This is a genomic window from Bradyrhizobium sp. GW821-FHT13H05 (genome assembly GCF_058804065.1).
The window spans coordinates 154,751-173,232 of the sequence record NZ_JBXAPO010000013.1; the positions used below are offsets into that span (position 1 = coordinate 154,751).

Annotated in this window: 12 protein-coding genes and 1 pseudogene; 10 read left to right on the forward strand and 3 right to left on the reverse strand. The window is 64.3% G+C overall.

Translation table 11 applies throughout. From position 1 onward, the window contains the following. Positions 1 to 2: 2 nt before the first annotated feature. Positions 3 to 1,499, reverse strand: a complete 1,497-nt coding sequence (locus AC1RR3_RS30035) for an amidase (RefSeq protein ID WP_492827449.1) — start codon at positions 1,497 to 1,499, stop codon at positions 3 to 5. Between the two features lie 208 nt (positions 1,500 to 1,707). On the opposite strand from AC1RR3_RS30035, the gene AC1RR3_RS30040 reads away from it, so the two are divergent. Further along, positions 1,708 to 2,355: a helix-turn-helix domain-containing protein gene (locus AC1RR3_RS30040; RefSeq protein WP_492827450.1), complete on the forward strand. Its 648-nt coding sequence runs from the start codon at positions 1,708 to 1,710 to the stop codon at positions 2,353 to 2,355. A 63-nt stretch (positions 2,356 to 2,418) separates the two neighbouring features. Here the strand turns inward: AC1RR3_RS30040 and AC1RR3_RS30045 are convergent, their stop codons facing one another. Continuing rightward, positions 2,419 to 4,791 (reverse strand): Rne/Rng family ribonuclease, encoded by a 2,373-nt coding sequence (locus tag AC1RR3_RS30045; protein WP_492827452.1) that lies wholly within the window; start codon positions 4,789 to 4,791, stop codon positions 2,419 to 2,421. Between the two features lie 45 nt (positions 4,792 to 4,836). Between AC1RR3_RS30045 and AC1RR3_RS30050 the strand changes: the two genes are divergently transcribed. From AC1RR3_RS30050 to AC1RR3_RS30090, 9 genes and pseudogenes are all read left to right on the forward strand, one after another. Continuing rightward, positions 4,837 to 5,595, forward strand: a complete 759-nt coding sequence (locus AC1RR3_RS30050; RefSeq protein ID WP_492827454.1) for a hypothetical protein — start codon at positions 4,837 to 4,839, stop codon at positions 5,593 to 5,595. 609 nt (positions 5,596 to 6,204) lie between these two features. Further along, positions 6,205 to 7,500 (forward strand): N-acetylmuramoyl-L-alanine amidase, encoded by a 1,296-nt coding sequence (locus AC1RR3_RS30055; RefSeq protein ID WP_492827456.1) that lies wholly within the window; start codon positions 6,205 to 6,207, stop codon positions 7,498 to 7,500. A gap of 275 nt (positions 7,501 to 7,775) precedes the next feature. Continuing rightward, a complete protein-coding gene (locus AC1RR3_RS30060; RefSeq protein WP_492827458.1) occupies positions 7,776 to 10,286 on the forward strand; it encodes a penicillin-binding protein 1A in 2,511 nt (836 codons plus the stop codon). Positions 10,287 to 10,395: 109 nt separating this feature from the next. Then, positions 10,396 to 11,527, forward strand: a protein-coding gene (gene prfB, locus AC1RR3_RS30065) for a peptide chain release factor 2 (protein WP_492827460.1) whose coding sequence is annotated in 2 segments (ribosomal slippage) — positions 10,396 to 10,464 and positions 10,466 to 11,527 — 1,131 coding nt in all. Because the reading frame shifts where the segments join, the coding sequence is not laid out codon by codon here. Positions 11,528 to 11,529: 2 nt separating this feature from the next. Further along, a complete protein-coding gene (locus AC1RR3_RS30070) occupies positions 11,530 to 12,411 on the forward strand; it encodes an NAD(P)-dependent oxidoreductase (RefSeq protein WP_492827462.1) in 882 nt (293 codons plus the stop codon). A gap of 13 nt (positions 12,412 to 12,424) precedes the next feature. Next, positions 12,425 to 13,300 (forward strand): DMT family transporter, encoded by an 876-nt coding sequence (locus AC1RR3_RS30075; protein WP_492827464.1) that lies wholly within the window; start codon positions 12,425 to 12,427, stop codon positions 13,298 to 13,300. A 171-nt stretch (positions 13,301 to 13,471) separates the two neighbouring features. Further along, complete coding sequence (locus tag AC1RR3_RS30080; RefSeq protein ID WP_492827466.1) at positions 13,472 to 14,500, forward strand: hypothetical protein; 1,029 nt, start codon at positions 13,472 to 13,474, stop codon at positions 14,498 to 14,500. Positions 14,501 to 14,945: 445 nt separating this feature from the next. Further along, positions 14,946 to 15,857 carry a DMT family transporter gene (locus tag AC1RR3_RS30085; RefSeq protein ID WP_492827468.1) on the forward strand — a complete coding sequence of 304 codons (912 nt, stop codon included), beginning with the start codon at positions 14,946 to 14,948 and terminating at the stop codon, positions 15,855 to 15,857. A gap of 109 nt (positions 15,858 to 15,966) precedes the next feature. Further along, a pseudogene (locus AC1RR3_RS30090) lies at positions 15,967 to 17,201 on the forward strand (ABC transporter substrate-binding protein). Here the strand turns inward: AC1RR3_RS30090 and AC1RR3_RS30095 are convergent. Then, positions 17,202 to 18,482 carry an O-antigen ligase family protein gene (locus AC1RR3_RS30095; protein ID WP_492827470.1) on the reverse strand — a complete coding sequence of 427 codons (1,281 nt, stop codon included), beginning with the start codon at positions 18,480 to 18,482 and terminating at the stop codon, positions 17,202 to 17,204. It abuts the pseudogene before it with no gap.

Genomic DNA, 18,482 nt, shown 5'->3' on the forward strand with positions numbered 1-18,482 from the left:
GGTCATTCCCAGGTGAGAAAATCGGGCGCGGCCGACAGCGGCGGCGCTGCGGCAAGCCGTGCGAGGTCAGGCACGGGCCGGCACATTTGCATATCGTCGGCGAATGCAGCCTCGATGCTCGCGGCAACCGAGAGCACGATGGCATCGCCGCCGCGCGGGCCCACGATTTGAAGGCCGAACGGCAGGCCGGCTTCGTCGAGGCCGAGCGGAATGCTGATCGCGGGATGGCCGGGAAGCGTCACGGCGTAAGCGAGCGCGAGCCAGTGGAAATAGGATTTGGTCGGCACGCCGTCGATCTCGGCGGGATAGAGCTCCGACCATGGACGTGGACTGAGCGTAATCGTCGGGCTGATCAGCACGTCGCAGGTTTCAAAGAAGGTCTGGTAGGCGCGATAGATCCGCGTCTGTGTCAGGGCGGCGCGCCCGTGGTCTTCGAGCGAATAGCCGAGGCCTTCCTCGACATTGGCGCGAACATTGGGGCCGAGCATCTCGGGACGCTCTTTGTAGTTCTTGCCGTGCATCGCCAGGAACAGGCCTGCACGCAGCACGGCGAAGGCATCGTCGGCGCCTGAGCAGTCTGGGGTGGCCTCGCGGCTTTCTGCGAACAGCGGCGCGAGCTTGTTCACGCGCGCGCGGAACACGCGGCGGATCGCTTGCTCGGTCGGTGCGAAGCCGAAGTCTTCGGTGAAAGCCAGACGCAGCTTGCCGAGCTCTGCCGGGCGTGGTGCGGCCCAGCGCTCGGCGCGCGCTCGCACGGGCTCGCCGGGCAGCGTGTAGGCCAAGGGATCGCGGGCATCGTCGCTCGCCATCACCGACAGCATCAACGCGGCGTCGGCGACATTGCGCGCCATCGGTCCGTCGGTCGACAGGTTCGACCAGCCGAAGATGCGCTTCTCGCTGGGCACGAGACCGTAGGAGGGACGCATGCCGACGATGCCGGAAAAGCCGGCCGGATTGCGCAAGGAGCCGCCGGTGTCGGAGCCCGAGGCGAGCGGGGCCATGCCGCAGGCGAGCGCGACCGCCGAACCACCGGAGGAGCCGGCCGCCGAGCGCGAGGGGTCGAAGGGATTGCCGGTCGCGCCGAACACGGGGTTACGGGTGTTGCCGCCCGCCGCCCATTCCGGCGTGTTGGTCTTGCCGAAGATGATGGCGCCGGCGGCGCGTAAGCGCGCGACAGAGCCCTGGTCGGCGGCCGGAATATTGTCGCGCAGGATCGGGCTGCCATAGGTGGAGCGCATGCCCGCGGTGTCCTGGGTGTCCTTGATCAGGACGGGAAGCCCGTGCAGCGCGCCGCGATCCTCGCCGCGCAGGATGGCCGCTTCGGCCTCTTTCGCGGCAGCGCGCGCCCCAGGCTCGTCCAGCGTCACGACGGCGTTGACGGCGGGGTTGACGGTGGCGATGCGGGACAGGCAGGCGTCGAGCAGCTCGACGGGCGAGATCGCCTTGGTGGCCAGCAGGCGGCGCAGCTCAACAGCACTGGAATCGCACAGTTCGGACAACGCCAACCCCTTTCAGATTATGAAAACGATTTAGCATATCGGAAAGTGAAGATGACGCACCAATATTCGTCAAATCGGTGTGTCCCATGCACAAATCATGGCTCTGATGCCCAGCAGGCAACCAAACGAGCTGCCCAAGGCCAGTCTTGGCCGAAAATATTAGACCGATAGGTCAACAATTTTTCCGCCGCCGTGATAGGGTTGTCGCATGAGCGAGATCACGACGCCCGAAGGGGCCAATTCGCAGCTCGGCCAATGCCTCAAGGCCGCCCGCCAGGCGCGCGGCCTGACGCTCAAGCAGGTGGCGGAGCGGACCGGCATGGCGCTCTCGACCTTGTCCAAGGTCGAGAATGGCCTGATGTCGCTGACCTACGACAAGCTGGTCCAGCTCACCGCGGGCCTGAAGATGGAGATCGCCGAGCTGTTCAATCCGGTGGTCGCGGCGCCCGCGCAAGGTCGGCCGGTCACCGCGCGGCGGAGCATCAGCCGGGCCGGGCAGGGCCAGGTGATCAATACGAAATTCTATACCTACACCTATCAATGCACCGACCTGATCGGCAAAGGCATGGTGCCGATCGTGGCCGAGGTCCGCGCGCGCTCGCTGGAGGAGTTCGGCCCGCTGCTGCGTCATGGCGGCGAGGAGTATTTTCTGGTGACGAGCGGACGCGTTGCCGTCCACACCGAGTTCTACGCACGGGAGATCCTCGGCGTGGGCGACGGCATCTATCTCGACAGCACCATGGGGCACGCCTATCTCAACGCCGGCGAGGCACCTTCCGCAACGGGCGTCTGTCTCTGCACCAGCGAAGCGCCGGATCTGTACGACCAGCTCCGCCAGATCGCCGCGCGCGAGTAGGCAAGTTCTGAAACGAAAAACGCCCGGCTTTTGGCCGGGCGTCTTTTTGATTCTGCGTCCGGCTTATTCGCCGCCGCCGAAGCGGCGGGACCACCAGCCGGCGCGACGCGGGGCGGCCGGAGTTTCGGTCGCCGCTTCCGGCGAAGGAGCCGGCGCGGGCGGAGCAACCGGCTCTGGCGCTGTCGCGACCGGTGCTGCCGGCTCGCTCGCGCTGCTCGACAGGAAGCTCACCTTTTCGCGGACCGTGGAGCGGCGTCGCGCGGCCTTGTCGTCGGCGGGCTCTTCGTCCGCTGCGGCAGGAGCGGGTGCGGGCTCCGGCTGGGCCGGTGCCGCGACCTGCACCTCGGCACGCGGTTCGGGTTGGGTGAACTGCGGCTCCGAGCTGTGCTCGGCCTGCGCGATCGAGGGCGCAATCTCGCCGCTGGCGCCGTCGAAATCGGCCACGGCGTCGGCAGCTTCCGACGGCGCATTGGCCGCGAGCTCGTCGCCGATGGAGCCTGCAAGACCCTCTTCGCCATTACCGCGCCGACGGCGTCCGCCCCTGCGGCCACGCCGGCGCCGGCGCTCGCTGTTGCCCTGCTGCTCGCCACGGGCTGCCTGTTCCTCGCCTTCCTCGCCATCCTGCTCGGACTCGGCCTCCTCGTCGCCTTCGCCGGCGGCAACAGCCGCCTCGGGCGGCGTGGGGGCGCCATCCTCGCGGATCTCGCCGTCGCGCTGGCCACCGCGGCCGCGCCGGCGGCGGCGGCGCTTGCGGCGCTGACCGTCCTGGTCGGGGGCTGCCTCACCGGCAGCCTGCTCTTCGGAAAGACCTTCGGTCTCCTCGGTCTCGACCTCGGATTCCAGCTCCGGATCGAACTCCTCGTCGTCATAGACCTCTTCGGCCTGAGGCGGCGGGCTCGCAGCCGCCTGCGCCACGAGCAGCGCCTTGGCTGCTTCCAGCGTATGGACCTGCTCGCCGCGGTCGATGAGATAGGCCTGCGGACCGCTGACGCTGGGGTCGGCGATGACCGCGAGCGTGACCTTGAAGCCGTTTTCGAGATCGCGCAGATGGCCACGCTTGTGGTTCAGCACATAGAGCGCGACGTCGGTGCGGGTGCGGACCACGAGATTGTGGGTCGCGCCCTTCATCAGAATCTCTTCGAGGCCGCGCAGCAGCTGAAGTGCAACCGAGGACACCGAGCGGACATGGCCGGTGCCGCCGCAATGCGGGCAGGGATCGGTCGAGCTCTCAAGCACGCTGGCGCGGATGCGCTGGCGCGACATCTCGAGCAGGCCGAAATGCGAGATGCGGCCGACCTGGATCCGCGCGCGATCCTGCCTGAGGCAGTCGGACAGCTTGCGCTCGACCGCGCGGTTGTTGCGCTTCTCGTCCATGTCGATGAAGTCGATGACGATCAGGCCGGCGAGGTCGCGCAGGCGGAGCTGGCGGGCGACCTCTTCCGACGCCTCCAGATTGGTCTTGAGCGCGGTGTCCTCGATATGGTGCTCACGGGTCGAGCGGCCGGAGTTGACGTCGATCGAGACCAGCGCCTCGGTCTGGTTGATGACGATGTAGCCGCCGGAACGCAGCTGCACGGTCGGCGAGAACATCGCGTCCAGCTGGCTCTCGACGCCCATGCGCGAGAACAGCGGCTGGCCGTCGCGATACTGCTTCACCGCGCTGACATTGGCGGGCATCAGCATCTTCATGAAATCGCGCGCTTCGCGGTAGCCGGATTCACCGGCGACCGAAATCTCGTCGATCTCCTTGTTGTAGAGGTCGCGCAGCGAGCGCTTGATCAGCGAGCCTTCCTCGTAGACCAGGGTCGGGGCCTGCGACTTCAGCGTCAGGTCGCGCACCGTCTCCCACATCCGGATCAAATATTCGAAGTCGCGCTTGATCTCAGGCTTGGTGCGGGCGGCGCCCGCGGTGCGCAGGATGATGCCCATGCCCTCGGGCACGTCGAGATCCTGCACCACTTCCTTGAGGCGGGAACGGTCCTGCGCGCTGGTGATCTTGCGGCTGATGCCGCCGCCACGCGCGGTGTTCGGCATCAGCACGGCGTAGCGGCCGGCGAGCGACAGGTAGGTCGTGAGCGCTGCGCCCTTGTTGCCGCGCTCTTCCTTGACGACCTGCACCAGCATGACCTGGCGGCGCTTGATGACTTCCTGGATCTTGTACTGGCGGCGCGGGCGGAAGGTGCGCTCCGGCACTTCCTCCATGACGTCGTCGCCCCCGACGGATTCGACGTGTTCCTCTTCGGCTTCCTCGCCGTCCTCGTCCTCGTCGTCTTCCTCGTCGTCGGACTCCTGATGAGGAGCCTCGCTGCTCTCGCCGGCAGCGTAGACGGCGTCGGCCGGTTCAGCGGCTGATGTCACGGCTTCGGCGAGAGCCTCGGCGTGCGCTTCGGAGGTGTAGGCCTCCTGCGGTTCGGCAGCGGTCTCAGTCGCGACCACGGGTTCGGCACCGACGGCTGCGACAGGCGCGGGCGTCTCGTCGGCATGATCATGCTCGTGATGATCGTGCTCGCCGGCATGACCATGGTCGTCATGATCATGATGGTGATCGTCGTCATGGGCGTGGTGATGGTCGTCATGCCCATGATCGCCGTGATCATGGTCATGATGATCATGCTCGTGATGATCATGACCTTCGTGTTCGCCGTGATGCTCGGCATCGGCGTGCAGATGCTCGCCCTCGTGCGGAGCGCCCTCGATGTGCTCCGGCAGCGCCGCGCCCTCGACCGGCTGGACGCCGGCGTCCGCACCCTCGACGACGTCGCTGCGCACGCGTTCGCCATGACCGCGGCGGCGGGCGTTGCGGTGGCGCGAGCGGCGGCGGCCGTGCGAGCGGTTCTCGCTCTCTTCCTCGGCCTCGCGATGGGCCTGTTCCTCGGCCTCGATCAGCGCCTGCCGGTCTGCGACCGGGATCTGGTAGTAATCGGGATGGATTTCGCTGAAGGCGAGGAAGCCGTGGCGGTTGCCGCCATATTCGACGAAGGCGGCCTGGAGCGAGGGTTCGACCCTGGTGACCTTGGCGAGGTAGATATTTCCCCGCAGTTGCTTGCGTTGCGCGGTCTCGAAATCAAACTCTTCGACGCGATTGCCGCGGACCACGACGACCCGGGTCTCCTCCGGGTGGGTGGCATCGATCAACATCTTGTTGGGCATGTCTTAACTCTTGGCGGCGGCGGGCGCGATCGACCGTGGGCGCGATGTGCGCTGCCGGGTGACGCGACGGTCCACCTGATTCGGGGGTGAGGGGAAGGCCGAAACGCCGTCTCTCGCGCCTTGCCGAAACGGAAGCTTCAGGACCGAAGCGGCGCGCGGGATTGTCTCTCCGCAGCGTCGCGAATGGTCCTTCAGAATTCGTCGGCACAGTCTGGCGCATCAAGCGTCGGCCCGTATGAAACATTGGGCGGCGGGGCCGCCCCTCAATCAGTTGCTGTTGGCCAGGCATGGCGCGAGCGCGCTCGCCTTGGGATCGGAACCGCCCCCTTGGGATCAAGGGGCCGGGTAATGGGTTGCGCCGCTGTCAGAACCGTCCCGGAAAATTGGTATCCGAGAACCGTCCGCCGCCGGGGCTTGACCCGCTCCACCTCGCTGCCGCGCACCGCGCTGGACTTAGAGGAGAACGGAAAACGCTGGAATTCCCAAACCTTGAGAGTTCCGGCGCTGCACCGGGAGGCTGAATGCGACACAACCGGAAATATCGGCCGTCAGCATTCCGTACATACGAGGAATGGGCCATCCGTGCAAGGGAGCGTCGCACGGCGGTCACAGTCAGCGAGTTTCGCTAATCTGTCATTAAGGATCGATTAACCCTGTGGTTCTATTGCGTTAAAAAAGCTGCTCGGAGGCACGGAATCGGTGGCGAGCCGCAGAAATCAAAGGGTCTTGCTGGGATGCGTGCTGCTGTGCGCTGCGGCATTGCCGTGCGCTGATTCCTCGCGCCTGAGCGCGGCGGAGAGTCAGTCGCAACCCTCTGTTGCGGTAGTGAATTTTCCGACCGCCTCGGCCGCCCGGCTGGCCGGCGATGGCAAGCAGACCCGCTTCATCCTGGACATCGACCAGACCATCAGCTTCCGCGCCGTGACGCTCGCTGACCCCTATCGGGTCGTGGTGGACGTCCCACAGATCAATTTTCAGCTGCCCGCGGGTACCGGGTCCGGGGGACGGGGACTGGTCAAGGCCTTCCGCTACGGGCTGGTCATGCCCGGTGGTTCGCGAATCGTGTTCGACCTGACGGGCCCGGCCAAGATCGCCAATTCCTACGTGCTGGAGGCAGCCAACGGCCAGCCGGCCCGGCTGGTGCTCGAGCTGGAGGAAGTCGACCGCGCCGCCTTCGTGCCATCGCTCGCCCCGGAAAACCGCCCCGAGTTGCGGCCCGCGATCGCCGACGCACCGCCCGCAACGGTTCCCGCTGCGGCGGTCCCGGAAATGGCGCAGCAGAAGGCCGATGGCCGGCCGGTCGTCGTGATCGACCCCGGCCATGGCGGTATCGACAACGGCACGCAATCCAGCGGCGAGAGCGAGAAGAACCTGGTGCTGGCCTTTGGCGTCGCGCTGCGCGACCGGCTGGAAAAGGCCGGCAAATACCGGGTGGTGATGACGCGGAACGACGACACGTTCATTCCGCTCAATGACCGGGTCAAAGTCGCCCGCAACCTCAAGGCCGCGCTGTTCGTCTCGATCCATGCCGATGCGCTGCCGCGGGCCGAGGGCGATGCGCAGGGGGCCACCATCTATACGCTGTCCGACAAGGCATCGGACGCCGAGGCGCAGCGGCTGGCGGACGCCGAAAACCGCGCGGACGCGATCGCTGGCTTCAATCTGGCGGAGGAGCCGACCGACGTCGCCGACATCCTGATCGATCTGACGCAGCGGGAAACCCGCACGTTTTCAAACCGTTTTGCGCATGTGCTGATGGGCGAGATGAAGTCGACCGTGCGGATGCACAAGCATCCCCTGAAATCGGCCGGTTTCAGGGTGCTGAAGGCGCCTGACGTGCCGTCGGTGCTGGTCGAGATCGGTTATGTCTCCAACAAGGGCGATCTTGAGCATCTGGTCTCCGAGGGCTGGCGGTCCAAGGCCGTGGGCTCGATGGCACAGGCGATCGACGGGTTCCTGGCCAAACGGCTGGCGACGGCGGGATCGTCGAATTGACGACCTGGGATCGTCGAAGGACGACCTTGGGATCGTCGAATTGAAGAAGGGTTTTTCCGTCCCGCCGCAAAAGCCCTAGTTTGGCCACAGCGGGCGATTTATAAAAACGCCGCAGGGGGTTCCGGAATCGGAGAGAATCCCGCTCGGCAAGCGTCTTTAGGTCCGGCTTTGGTGTGATTGCGTAGGCCGGTGAATTCGCGACGTGAGGTTGGCACCAGTTTTGGTGCCAAGGGCTGATACTGGGCTGATCCAGAGTTTGAACGGATAAACACATAATGCGCTTGCTGGTGCGGTTCATGGGCTTCCTGTTCGCCGCGGGAACAGTGGTGTTCCTGGTCGGTGTCGGGGCCGTGGCAGGCCTGATCTGGCATTTCTCCAAGGACTTGCCTGATTACTCTCAGCTTCAGGATTACGAGCCGCCGGTGATGACGCGCGTGCACGCGGTCGACGGCTCGCTGCTCGGCGAATACGCCAAGGAGCGGCGGCTGTATCTGCCGATCCAGGCGGTGCCGAAGCTCGTGATCAACGCCTTCCTCGCCGCCGAGGACAAGAATTTCTACGAGCATGGCGGCATCGACTACACCGGTATGGCGCGTGCGGGTGTGCTCTATCTCCAGAATTTCGGCTCCAACCGCCGTCCGCAGGGTGCGTCCACGATCACCCAGCAGGTCGCCAAGAACTTCCTTCTGACCAACGAGGTCTCCTTCGCCCGCAAGATCAAGGAAGCCTTGCTGGCGATGCGGATCGAGAAGACCTATTCGAAGGACAAGATCCTCGAACTGTATCTGAACGAGATCTATCTCGGCCTCGGCGCCTACGGCATCGCAGCCGCTTCGCTGGTCTATTTCGACAAGTCGGTGAACGAGCTGACGGTGGCGGAAGCGTCCTATCTGGCGGCGCTGCCGAAGATGCCCGCGACCCTGCATCCGGTGCGCAACCGCGACCGCGCCATCGAGCGCCGCAATTACGTGATCGATCGTCTGCTGGAGAACGGCTGGATCAAGCAGGCCGACGCCGACAAGGCCCGCAAGGAGCCCTTGGCCGTCACCAACCGCTCCAACGGCGCCCACACCTTCGCCGGCGAATATTTCGCCGAGGAAGTCCGCCGCGACATCTTCGAGCGCTACGGCGAGAAGAAGCTTTACGAGGGCGGTCTGTCCGTCCGCACCACGCTCGATCCGAAGATCCAGGTCATGGCGCGCAAGACCATGGTCTCTGGCCTCGTGAATTATGACGAGCAGCAGGGCTATCGCGGCGCCATGAGCAAGCTCGATATTTCGGGCGATTGGGGCGTGAAGCTCGCCGAGATCAAGTCGCTGTCCGACATCTCGCCATGGCGCATGGCGGTGGTGCTGGAGACCAGCGACCAGTCGGCGCGCATCGGCTTCCAGCCGAACCGCGAGCTCGGCGGCGCCATCAGCAAGCAGCGCGAGACAGGTCTCATCACGCTCGACGGCATCAAATGGGCGAAGGCGCTCTCGGGGGCTGCGAAGGGCAGGACGGCGACTGCGGTATCGCAGGTGCTCCAGCCCGGCGACGTGATCTATGCCGATCCGCTCTACAGCAAGGAGGGACAGCCGGTCGAAGGCCAGTACCGCCTGCGCCAGATTCCCGAAGTGTCCGGCGCGATGGTGGTGATGGACCCGTGGACCGGCCGCGTGCTGGCGATGGTCGGCGGCTTCTCGTTCGACCAGAGCCAGTTCAACCGCGCTACCCAGGCCTATCGGCAGCCGGGCTCGTCGTTCAAGCCGATCGTCTATTCGGCCGCGCTCGACAACGGCTATACGCCCTCGACCGTCGTGCTCGATGCGCCCATCGAAATCGACCAGGGCCAGGGCGCTGGCGTGTGGCGGCCGGAAAACTTCTCCTCGGGCAAGTTCCAGGGACCGGTGACGCTGCGCAATGCGCTGCGGCAGTCGCTCAACACCGTGACGGTGCGCCTCGCACAGGACATCGGCATGCCCCTGATCGGCGAATATGCCCGCCGCTTCGGTGTCTATGACGAACTGCCGAACTATCTGTCCTACGCGCTCGGCGCCGGCGAGACGACGGCGATGCGCATGGTTACGGCCTATTCGATGATCGCCAATGGCGGCCGCCGTGTGAAGCCGACCCTGATCGACCGCATCCAGGACCGCTACGGCCGCACCATCTTCAAGCACGACCAGCGCGAATGCCGCGGCTGCGACGCGCCGGGCGGCTGGAAGAACCAGAACGAGCCGCAGCTGATCGACCGCCGCGAGCAGGTGCTGGATTCCATGACCGCCTATCAGATCACCGAGCTGATGGAAGGCGTGGTCCAGGCCGGCACCGCGACCGTGGTCAAGGAGGTCGGCAAGCCGATCGCCGGCAAGACCGGCACCACCAACGAGGCCAAGGACGCCTGGTTCGTCGGCTTCTCGCCCGACGTCGCCGTCGCCATCTATATGGGCTACGACAAGCCGCGCGCGCTCGGTAAGGGCAACGCCGCGACCGGCGGCCATCTGGCCGCGCCCATCGCGCGCGACTTCCTCAAGCTCGCGCTGGCCGACAAGCCCGCGGTTCCGTTCAAGGTGCCGGCCGGCATCAAGCTGGTGCGCGTCGTCGCCAAGACCGGCATGCGCGCCGGCCCCGGCGAGACCGGCGGAACCATCCTCGAAGCCTTCAAGCCGGGCACGGCGCCGCCGGACAATTATTCGGTCATCGGCGTTGCCGACGCCGACGGGCGCGGCGGCGTGCCGGCGTCGCAACAGCAGCAGCCGGATTCCGGCTTCTTCATGCGGCCGGGCACCGGCGGCCTGTATTAGCGTATAAGACGGACGATCGCGGCTCCGGCGGTTGCGCTTTGCAGCCGCCGCCGCTACATCCCGCATCTCCATTGCACGCGGAACCAATTCCGCGAGATCAGAGAACGACATGCGCGCCGAAATCGAACGGTTGGTAGAAGAGATCAAGCAGTCAGTCGGGCTGCTGAGGAGGCATCTTTGACGTCGAGAAATCGACGGCGCGCCTCGCTGAGCTGAACAAGCTCGCAGAAGATCCCAACCTCTGGAACGATCCCCAGAAAGCCCAGAAGCTGATGCAGGAGCGCACCTCGCTTGAGGATTCGCTCTCGGGAATCGGCAAGGTCGAGCAGGAGCTCGAAGACGACATCGGCATGATCGAGCTCGGCGAGGCCGAGGGCGATGCCGGGGTCGTGGCCGAAGCCGAAGCCGCGCTGAAGAACCTCAAGAAGGAAGTGGCGCGGCGCGAGCTCGAGGCGCTGCTCTCGGGCGAAGCCGATCGTTTCGATTCCTATCTCGAAGTCCATGCCGGCGCCGGCGGCACCGAGAGCCAGGACTGGGCGCAGATGCTTTTGCGCATGTACACGCGCTGGGCCGAGACGCACGGCTTCAAGGTCGAGTTCCTCGAAGAGTCCGAGGGCGAAGAGGCCGGCATCAAGTCGGCGACCATCCAGGTCTCCGGCCACAATGCCTATGGCTGGCTGAAGACGGAAGCCGGCGTGCACCGGCTGGTGCGCATCTCGCCGTTCGATTCCAACGCGCGGCGGCACACCTCGTTCTCGTCGGTGCAGGTCTTCCCCGTCATCGACGACAGCATCAAGATCGACATCAAGGAATCCGATGTCCGTACCGACACCATGCGCTCCGGCGGTGCCGGCGGTCAGCACGTCAACAAGACCGAATCCGCGGTGCGCTTGACGCATATTCCGACCGGCGTCGCGGTGGTCTGCCAAGCCGGCCGCTCCCAGCACAAGAACAAGGCGCAGGCCTGGGACATGCTGCGCGCGCGGCTTTACGAGATCGAGCTGAAGAAGCGCGAGGAGAAGGCCGCCGCCGACCAGGCCGCCAAGACCGATATCGGCTGGGGTCACCAGATCCGCTCCTACGTGCTCCAGCCCTATCAGATGGTGAAGGATCTGCGCACCGGCGTGCAGACCTCCGACACCTCGGGCGTGCTCAATGGTGAGCTCGACGACTTCATGGCCGCGACGCTGGCGCAGCGCGCCTTCGGCACCACCGGCGCCGACATCGAGGATGTGGACTAGCCATGCCCCGAATTGCCTTCATCGGGCTCGGGCGGATGGGCCATGGCATGGCCGGCCGCTATCTCGATGCCGGCTTCACGGTGACGCTGTGGAATCGCAGCAAGGCGAAGGCGGAAGATTTGATCGCGCGCGGCGCGCATTGGGCGACCTCGCCTGAGGATGCCGCGATAGATGCCGATGCTGTCGTGACCATGGTTGCCGACGACGAAGCCTCGCGCGCGGTCTGGCTTGGGCCGCAAGGCGCCGCCAAGACGGCGAAATCAGGCACCATCGCAATCGAGTGCTCGACCGTCTCCTATGATCACGCCCGCGAGATGGGCCGCGAGCTCAACGCGCGCGGGTTGATCTATATCGACTGCCCCGTGACGGGATTGCCGGATGCGGCAGCCGCCGGAAAACTGACGCTGCTCGCCGGCGCAGATAGCGCCGACCTCGAACGCGCCCGCCCGTTCCTCGAACCGATCGGCTCGACCATCCGCCATTTCGGCGCGGTCGGCGCCGGCACCGTCTACAAGCTCATCAACAATCTGATGGGCGCGATCCAGATTGCGGGCCTCGCCGAGGGCCTCGCCATCGCCGAGCAGGCCGGGCTCGACATGAACCTCGTGCTGGAATCGATCCAGGCGGGCGTTGCAGCGAGCCCGCAGGTGCAGCGTCACTCCAAGCGCATGGTTGCCCGCGATTTCAGCGGCGCGACCTTCACGGCGGCGCTGCGGCACAAGGATGCCGCCTACGCCGTAAAGCTCGCGGAAAGCCTGCTGGCGGACAAGCCGCTGGTCTCGCGTGCCGCGGTCGAGTCCTACGCGCAGGCGAAGGCCGCGATGCCGGATGACGATGAAGGCAGGATGATCGAGCTGGTGTCGCGGCCGAAGAAGCCGTCTTAACTGGTCGCATCACATGGGGCAGCCTCGATCGGAACGCGGCCTCGGCATTGCCCTCGTCATTGCAGCCGCGGTTGCCTGGAGCACCGCGCCGTTCTTCACGCGGCTGCTGCCGTTCGATCCCTGGACCATCCTGTTCTGGCGCGGCGTGTTCGCAGGCAGCCTGATCAGCGTATTTCTCGTGGCGATGCAGGGCCGCGCCGCCTTGTGGCAATTGGTGGTGCCGGGACGTGGCAGCTTGCTCGTCGCCTCATTGTCCACACTCGGCATGGTGTCCTTCATCCCCGCGCTTCAGATGACCCAGGTGATGAACGTCGCCGTGCTGATCGCCACGCAGCCATTCGTCGCCGCGGCACTGGCATGGCTTTGGCTTGGCGAAGCCGCGACATGGCGCACGCTGGTTGCGAGCCTCGTCGCCTTCGCCGGCGTCGTCATCACGGTCGGCGGTGTGCAAGCCGGCGCCGATCTCGGCGGCGTGGCCCTGAGCTGCCTGATGGTGCTCGCCATCTCCGCCATGACGGTCGTCATCCGGCGCCATCGCCAGACCTCGATGGTGGCGGCAGCAGCGCTGTCGAACTTCCTGGGAAGCCTCGTCAGCCTCCCATTCGCCCACGACATCGGCCATGTCGGCGGCAGCAGCCTCGCAATCCTCGCGATGTTCGGCTGCCTTCAGGTCGCGCTCGGGCTGACATTCTACATGCTCGGCTCGCGCCTGCTGCCCTCGGGGCAGGCCTCCCTGATCGCGACGCTGGAAACGCCGCTGATGCCGTTCTGGATCTGGGTGGCCTTCCGGGAGGTGCCCGCCGTGCATGCGCTCATTGGCGGAGCCCTGGTGATCGGGGCGGTGGTTGCCGACATCGCTGGTGAGACGCGGAAGAGGCCAGGCTCCTAGTCTTGAGCGCCGAAGAGCGAGCAAGTGCAGCATTCCACGGTGGCCCTACGGGCTAACGCTTGCGATCAGGTAAGCTGCTCTCGACTTGTTTATTTGACATGGGCATCGCGCGTTGGTTGCAATACTGAAGCCCTGAATTATATTTCTCTGGTAGGCCACAGGGAGAACCTGGTGGTGGTATCACTTGGCAAGTCTGTTAAGCGGGCTTGGCACATCGGTCTCAAGGCCGGTGACGTGGTACGTTTTGCTGCAAACGGCGCCATAGTCGTAGGTGCAGCTTCCCCGTTTCTAGCGTTGGCAAGTTCGTACGTTCGCGACCACCACGAGATTCTTTTTCCCGTCGTTGGAATTGGAGCGGCGACGTTCGGTGCTGCGATGACACGGTGGACTGCTGCGCGCATTCGCACGCGGCGACAGCAAGTCATGATCGATCACGCATGGGCAAAGCTGCAAGCAGCAGAGAGCGAATTCAATTTGAGGGCGAACGAACTCCTGCGTCTTAAGCTTAGTGGAAAGAGGGTGCCACAAAAGAAGCTGGCCGAATTGAAGGCGACTCATCGGGAATATCTCAGGCAAACCTGTGTATCCGCCACGGAAATACTGGCAGCGATGAGAGACCAGAACGTCACCTTCGAGGCCAATATCAAGCGCATTGATCTGATGCCAGCAGTAGGCAATAGCCGCTTGCTTCCACACTATCGGCCGCTTGTGCGGTCCTATGCAGATTTCACTCGGATCCGCTATGATGATTGGCTGGAGAGAAATCCCATTCCGGTTGGGCAGAATGCCGCATATCGACAAATGATACCGAGCGATTCCGTCTCGCGTGGCTATTACGTGCCTAAGAAAGACTACTTCGCGTGCGGCGATGTCTCGGCATTCATCGCGGAACTAGAGTCGCATGGTGAGCAGTTTGTGGAACCAAACAAGGCCGTCACCGGACAATTCTATCAATCGTTCCTGGTGATCCCAATCTCGGGACGTACAGAGTCGGCGAGCCCGGATTGGCTCCAGGTCGATGGGCAGGTCTTCCCGGCGTTGATTTGCATCGACACGCAAAAGGCGGGTGTATTCGATCGCCAGGAAAGCCTAGCCTTGACGGTCGACCTCCAAGTCATGCGGCGTTTAGCCAACGACGCATTCAAGACATTCGAGGTGCTTGGTATGATCTTGAAAGGAGAACGGGTGGGCTATGGATAACGTCATCCACCTCGACAAGAACTTGAGACTACCGCTCTCTACAGCGGGATTTCCTGCGGAGTTCTTCGATGTGCTCTTCGCGATCGATGCGAGCGATGTCTGCCAAGTAGTCTCTCAGAGACGTGTCCGTTCCGCCATCGCCTGATCCGGTGCGAGAGGGAGAAGTAAGGGACGATGGCTCTCGAGACCACATAGAAACGGACTGCTTGAGCATGTCATTTCCGATCGAAAAAAGTACGCTACTGATATTGAAAGAAAGGTCTTAGGCAAAGAAGAAACCTATCAAGCGCAATTTATTTTGAAGCGCTGTGGATTGGGAGTCACATTCGTGCCAGCGCGAAAAGCGCTCGGCGCCATGAGAGAGTTTGTCTTTATTGTCGGAAATCGGGTGGCAATTGGATTGCTCTTATTGTACGCGACTGTCTCACCTGTCGATCTGAGACCCATGCTCCCGAACGATAACCGGATCGACACGCGAGACTGGTCGCTGCTCGCGGTGCTTTCGGTGCTCTGGGGCGGCTCGTTCTTCTTCAACGGTGCGGCGCTGCGGGAATTGCCGCCGCTGACGCTCGTGTTCCTGCGCGTGGTCCTCGGCGCGGCCATTCTCGTGCCGTTGCTCCGCATGCAGGGCATCGGCTTTCCCAAGGGCCTGACCGGCTGGACACCGTTCATAGCGATCGGACTGCTCAACAACGTCATCCCGTTCTCGCTGATCGTGATCGGCCAGACCTTCATCCCGAGCGGACTGGCCTCGATCCTGAATGCCACCACGCCGCTGTTCACGGTGATCGTCATGGCGATGGCGGGCGACGAAGCCTTGCAGATGCGGCGGGTGGCCGGCGTGGCGCTCGGCGTCGCCGGCGTGGTCATCCTGCGCGGATGGGGCATCGAGACGAGGCCGGGGCAGGGGCTCGGCATCCTGCTCTGCCTGGGCGGCGCGCTCAGTTACGGCTTTGCGGCGCTGGCGGCGCGGCGGCTGTTGAAGGATTCGCCGCCGCTCGGGACGGCGACGTTTCAACTGATGGCCTCGACGGTGATGATGGCGGTCGTCGCCGGCGTGGTGGAGCAGCCCTGGCATCTTGCGATGCCGGGCATTGCGACCTGGCTTGCCGTGCTCGGCCTTGCCGGCCTGTCGACGGCGCTCGCCTACATTGTCTTCTTCCAGATCATTCGGCGCTCGGGCGCGACCAATGTGATGCTGGTGACGCTGCTCATCCCGGTCACCGCCATTCTGCTGGGATGGCTGGTGCTGGGTGAGCCGATCTCCGCGCGGGAGATTGCCGGGGCCGTCGTCATCGGCAGCGCCTTGCTGGTGATCGACGGGCGCGCACTGAGTCTGCTGCGGCGCGGCGCGTAAGTTCCAGCTTCGCCGTTTTATCCCGCGGAAAATCTCGGCGCTTGCCAGCCGCGAGCCGCCTTGCGACACTCCCGGCAAAACAAGACTACAAAATACAGGGGAGAGAACGATGCCGGGTCGTCGCCAAAACCTTGCTGCCCTCGCCATGCTTGCTGCCGGAGTGCTGGTTACGGCACCGGCCTCGGCGCAGAAGAGATACGACCCCGGCGCCAGCGATACCGACATCAAGATCGGCAACATCATGCCCTATAGCGGGCCGGCCTCGTCCTATGGCGTGATCGGCAAGACCGAAGCCGCGTTCTTCAAGATGGTCAACGACCAGGGCGGCATCAATGGACGCAAGATCAATTTCATCAGCTATGACGACGCTTATTCGCCGCCGAAGGCGATCGAGCAGGCGCGCAAGCTGGTCGAGAGCGACGAGGTGCTGCTGATCTTCCAGCCGCTCGGAACGCCCTCGAACTCCGCAATCATGAATACATGAACGCGAAGAAGGTGCCGCAGCTGTTCGTCGCCTCCGGCGGCACCAAATTTGGTGATCCGAAGAATTTCCCGTGGACCATGGGTTTTCAGCCGAACTACCAGAGTGAGGGGCGGATCTACGCAAAATACATCCGCGACAATTTTCCGAACGGCAAGATCGCGGTGTTCTGGCAGAACGACGATGCCGGCAAGGACCAGTTCAAGGGTCTGAAGGACGGGCTCGGAGACAAGGCGAACATGATCATCGCCGACAAGTCCTATGAGGTCAGCGATCCCTCGATCGACTCGCAGATCGTAGCCTTGCACGATTCCGGCGCCGACATCTTCTTCTCATGGGCCGCGCCGAAAGGCTCGGCGCAGGCGATCCGGAAGGTCGGCGAGCTCGGCTGGAAGCCGAAATTCTTTTTGGCCAACACCGCGACCTCGGTCGCCTCGGTGCTCAAGCCCGCCGGGCTCGACTATTCCAAGGACATCATCTCGACCGTGTATCTGAAGGATCCGACCGACCCGACCTGGGACAAGGACCCTGCGGTGGTGAAGTGGCGCGAATTCATGGACAAATATTATCCTGATGGCGACAAGGCCAACGCCAATAACGTCTATGGCTACGTGCAGGCCGAGGCGATGGCGCAGGTGCTGAAGCAGTGCGGCGACAATCTCACGCGCGAGAACGTCATGAAACAGGCCGCGAACCTCAGGGATTTCCACACCGACCTGATGCTGCCGGGCATCATGGTCAACACCTCACCGGACGATTACTTCCCGATTGAGCAGATGCAGCTGATGCGCTTCAACGGGCAGGCCTGGGAGCTGTTCGGCGACGTCATCACCGGCGAGGTCGGCCACGAGCGCAGCCAGTAGTCAGGGCTGGCTGTCAGCTTTCGCCTTCAGCGCCATGCCGCCGGCGACGCCGACGCCGAGCACATACATCCAGCCTTCGTGAAAATCGAACAAATGCGAGTTCAACAGCGAGCTCGCAATGTTCTGCACGACGACCACGAGGCCGATCCAGGCGGCAAGGCCTTCGCCCAGGAACAGGCGAAGCTGCGCGATCCACATCGCGTAGAGCAGGACGACACCCAAAAGGCCCCACTGCACCGCGACGTTGAGGGTCTGGTTGTGCGGGTTGCTGACGATTTCCGCATCGAGCCTGCTATCGGCGGTGGCGGCGCGTTCGAACTGGCGCTTGATCGAGCCGGTGCCATGGCCGATCAGAGGGGCCTCGGTAAAGGCGTGCAGCGCCTTGCGCCAATAGGTCAGGCGCTGCGCGGTTGAGGCGCGGCTGAAGTCCTCATGGCCGTGGCGGTATTCCACCGCGACGTCAGTGATGCGCTCGCGCAGATAGGGCGACGTCGTCCAGGCCAGCGCGCTTGCGGCAACAGTGCCTGCGAGGAGGAGCAACGACGCCCGGCGACCCAGATGCTTCCAGGCGAACAAGGCCAGCAGCACCGGGATGCAGAGCAGGGCGGTGCGGCTTGAGGCGACGAACACCATGTTGGTGGCGAACAGCAGAATCAGCGCCAGGCACACGGCTCCCGCGATCGCGCTTCCACCACGCCAGAAAGCGAGCGCGGGCAGCGCGAGCGCAATGGCGCAGAGCGTGAACTCCTGGCTCTGGTCGATGTAGTTCTTGACGGGAACGCCGGCCGATGCCGTCGCAGTGATCTTCCAGGCGGGATTGAACAGCACGATCCAGGAGAAGACCGCAAGCAGCGCGCAGGAGGCGAGAAAAGCAAGGCAAACCCAAAAGCCGCGCTCCGACCGGCTGAAATGGTGGAGCAGCGGCGGTATCAGCACGAGCTTTGCGATCGGCTTGATCGCATGCAGCCGGTCCGCCCAGGTGCCGTCCGACCACAGCATGCCGACGAGCGCGAGCAGCAGAAAAACAAAGGGCAGGGCGAACGCCGGCCGTGCGAGCTTGCGCCCATAGTCGCGCCAGTCGATGGTCGGCGTGATCGCGAGCAGCCAGAGCCCGACGAAGATCGACGGTGCCGTGGTGGACCAGGGTAGTGACGCCGCGATCAGGGCGGCGAGCACGTCGGCCGCCCGGATCAGCGCGGCCGAGTTGCCCAGGGCCTGCCATCGGCCGCGCCGGCCTTGCGGATCGGCTGGCCCGGACCATGTCGCGGAGTCCGAGGTCAT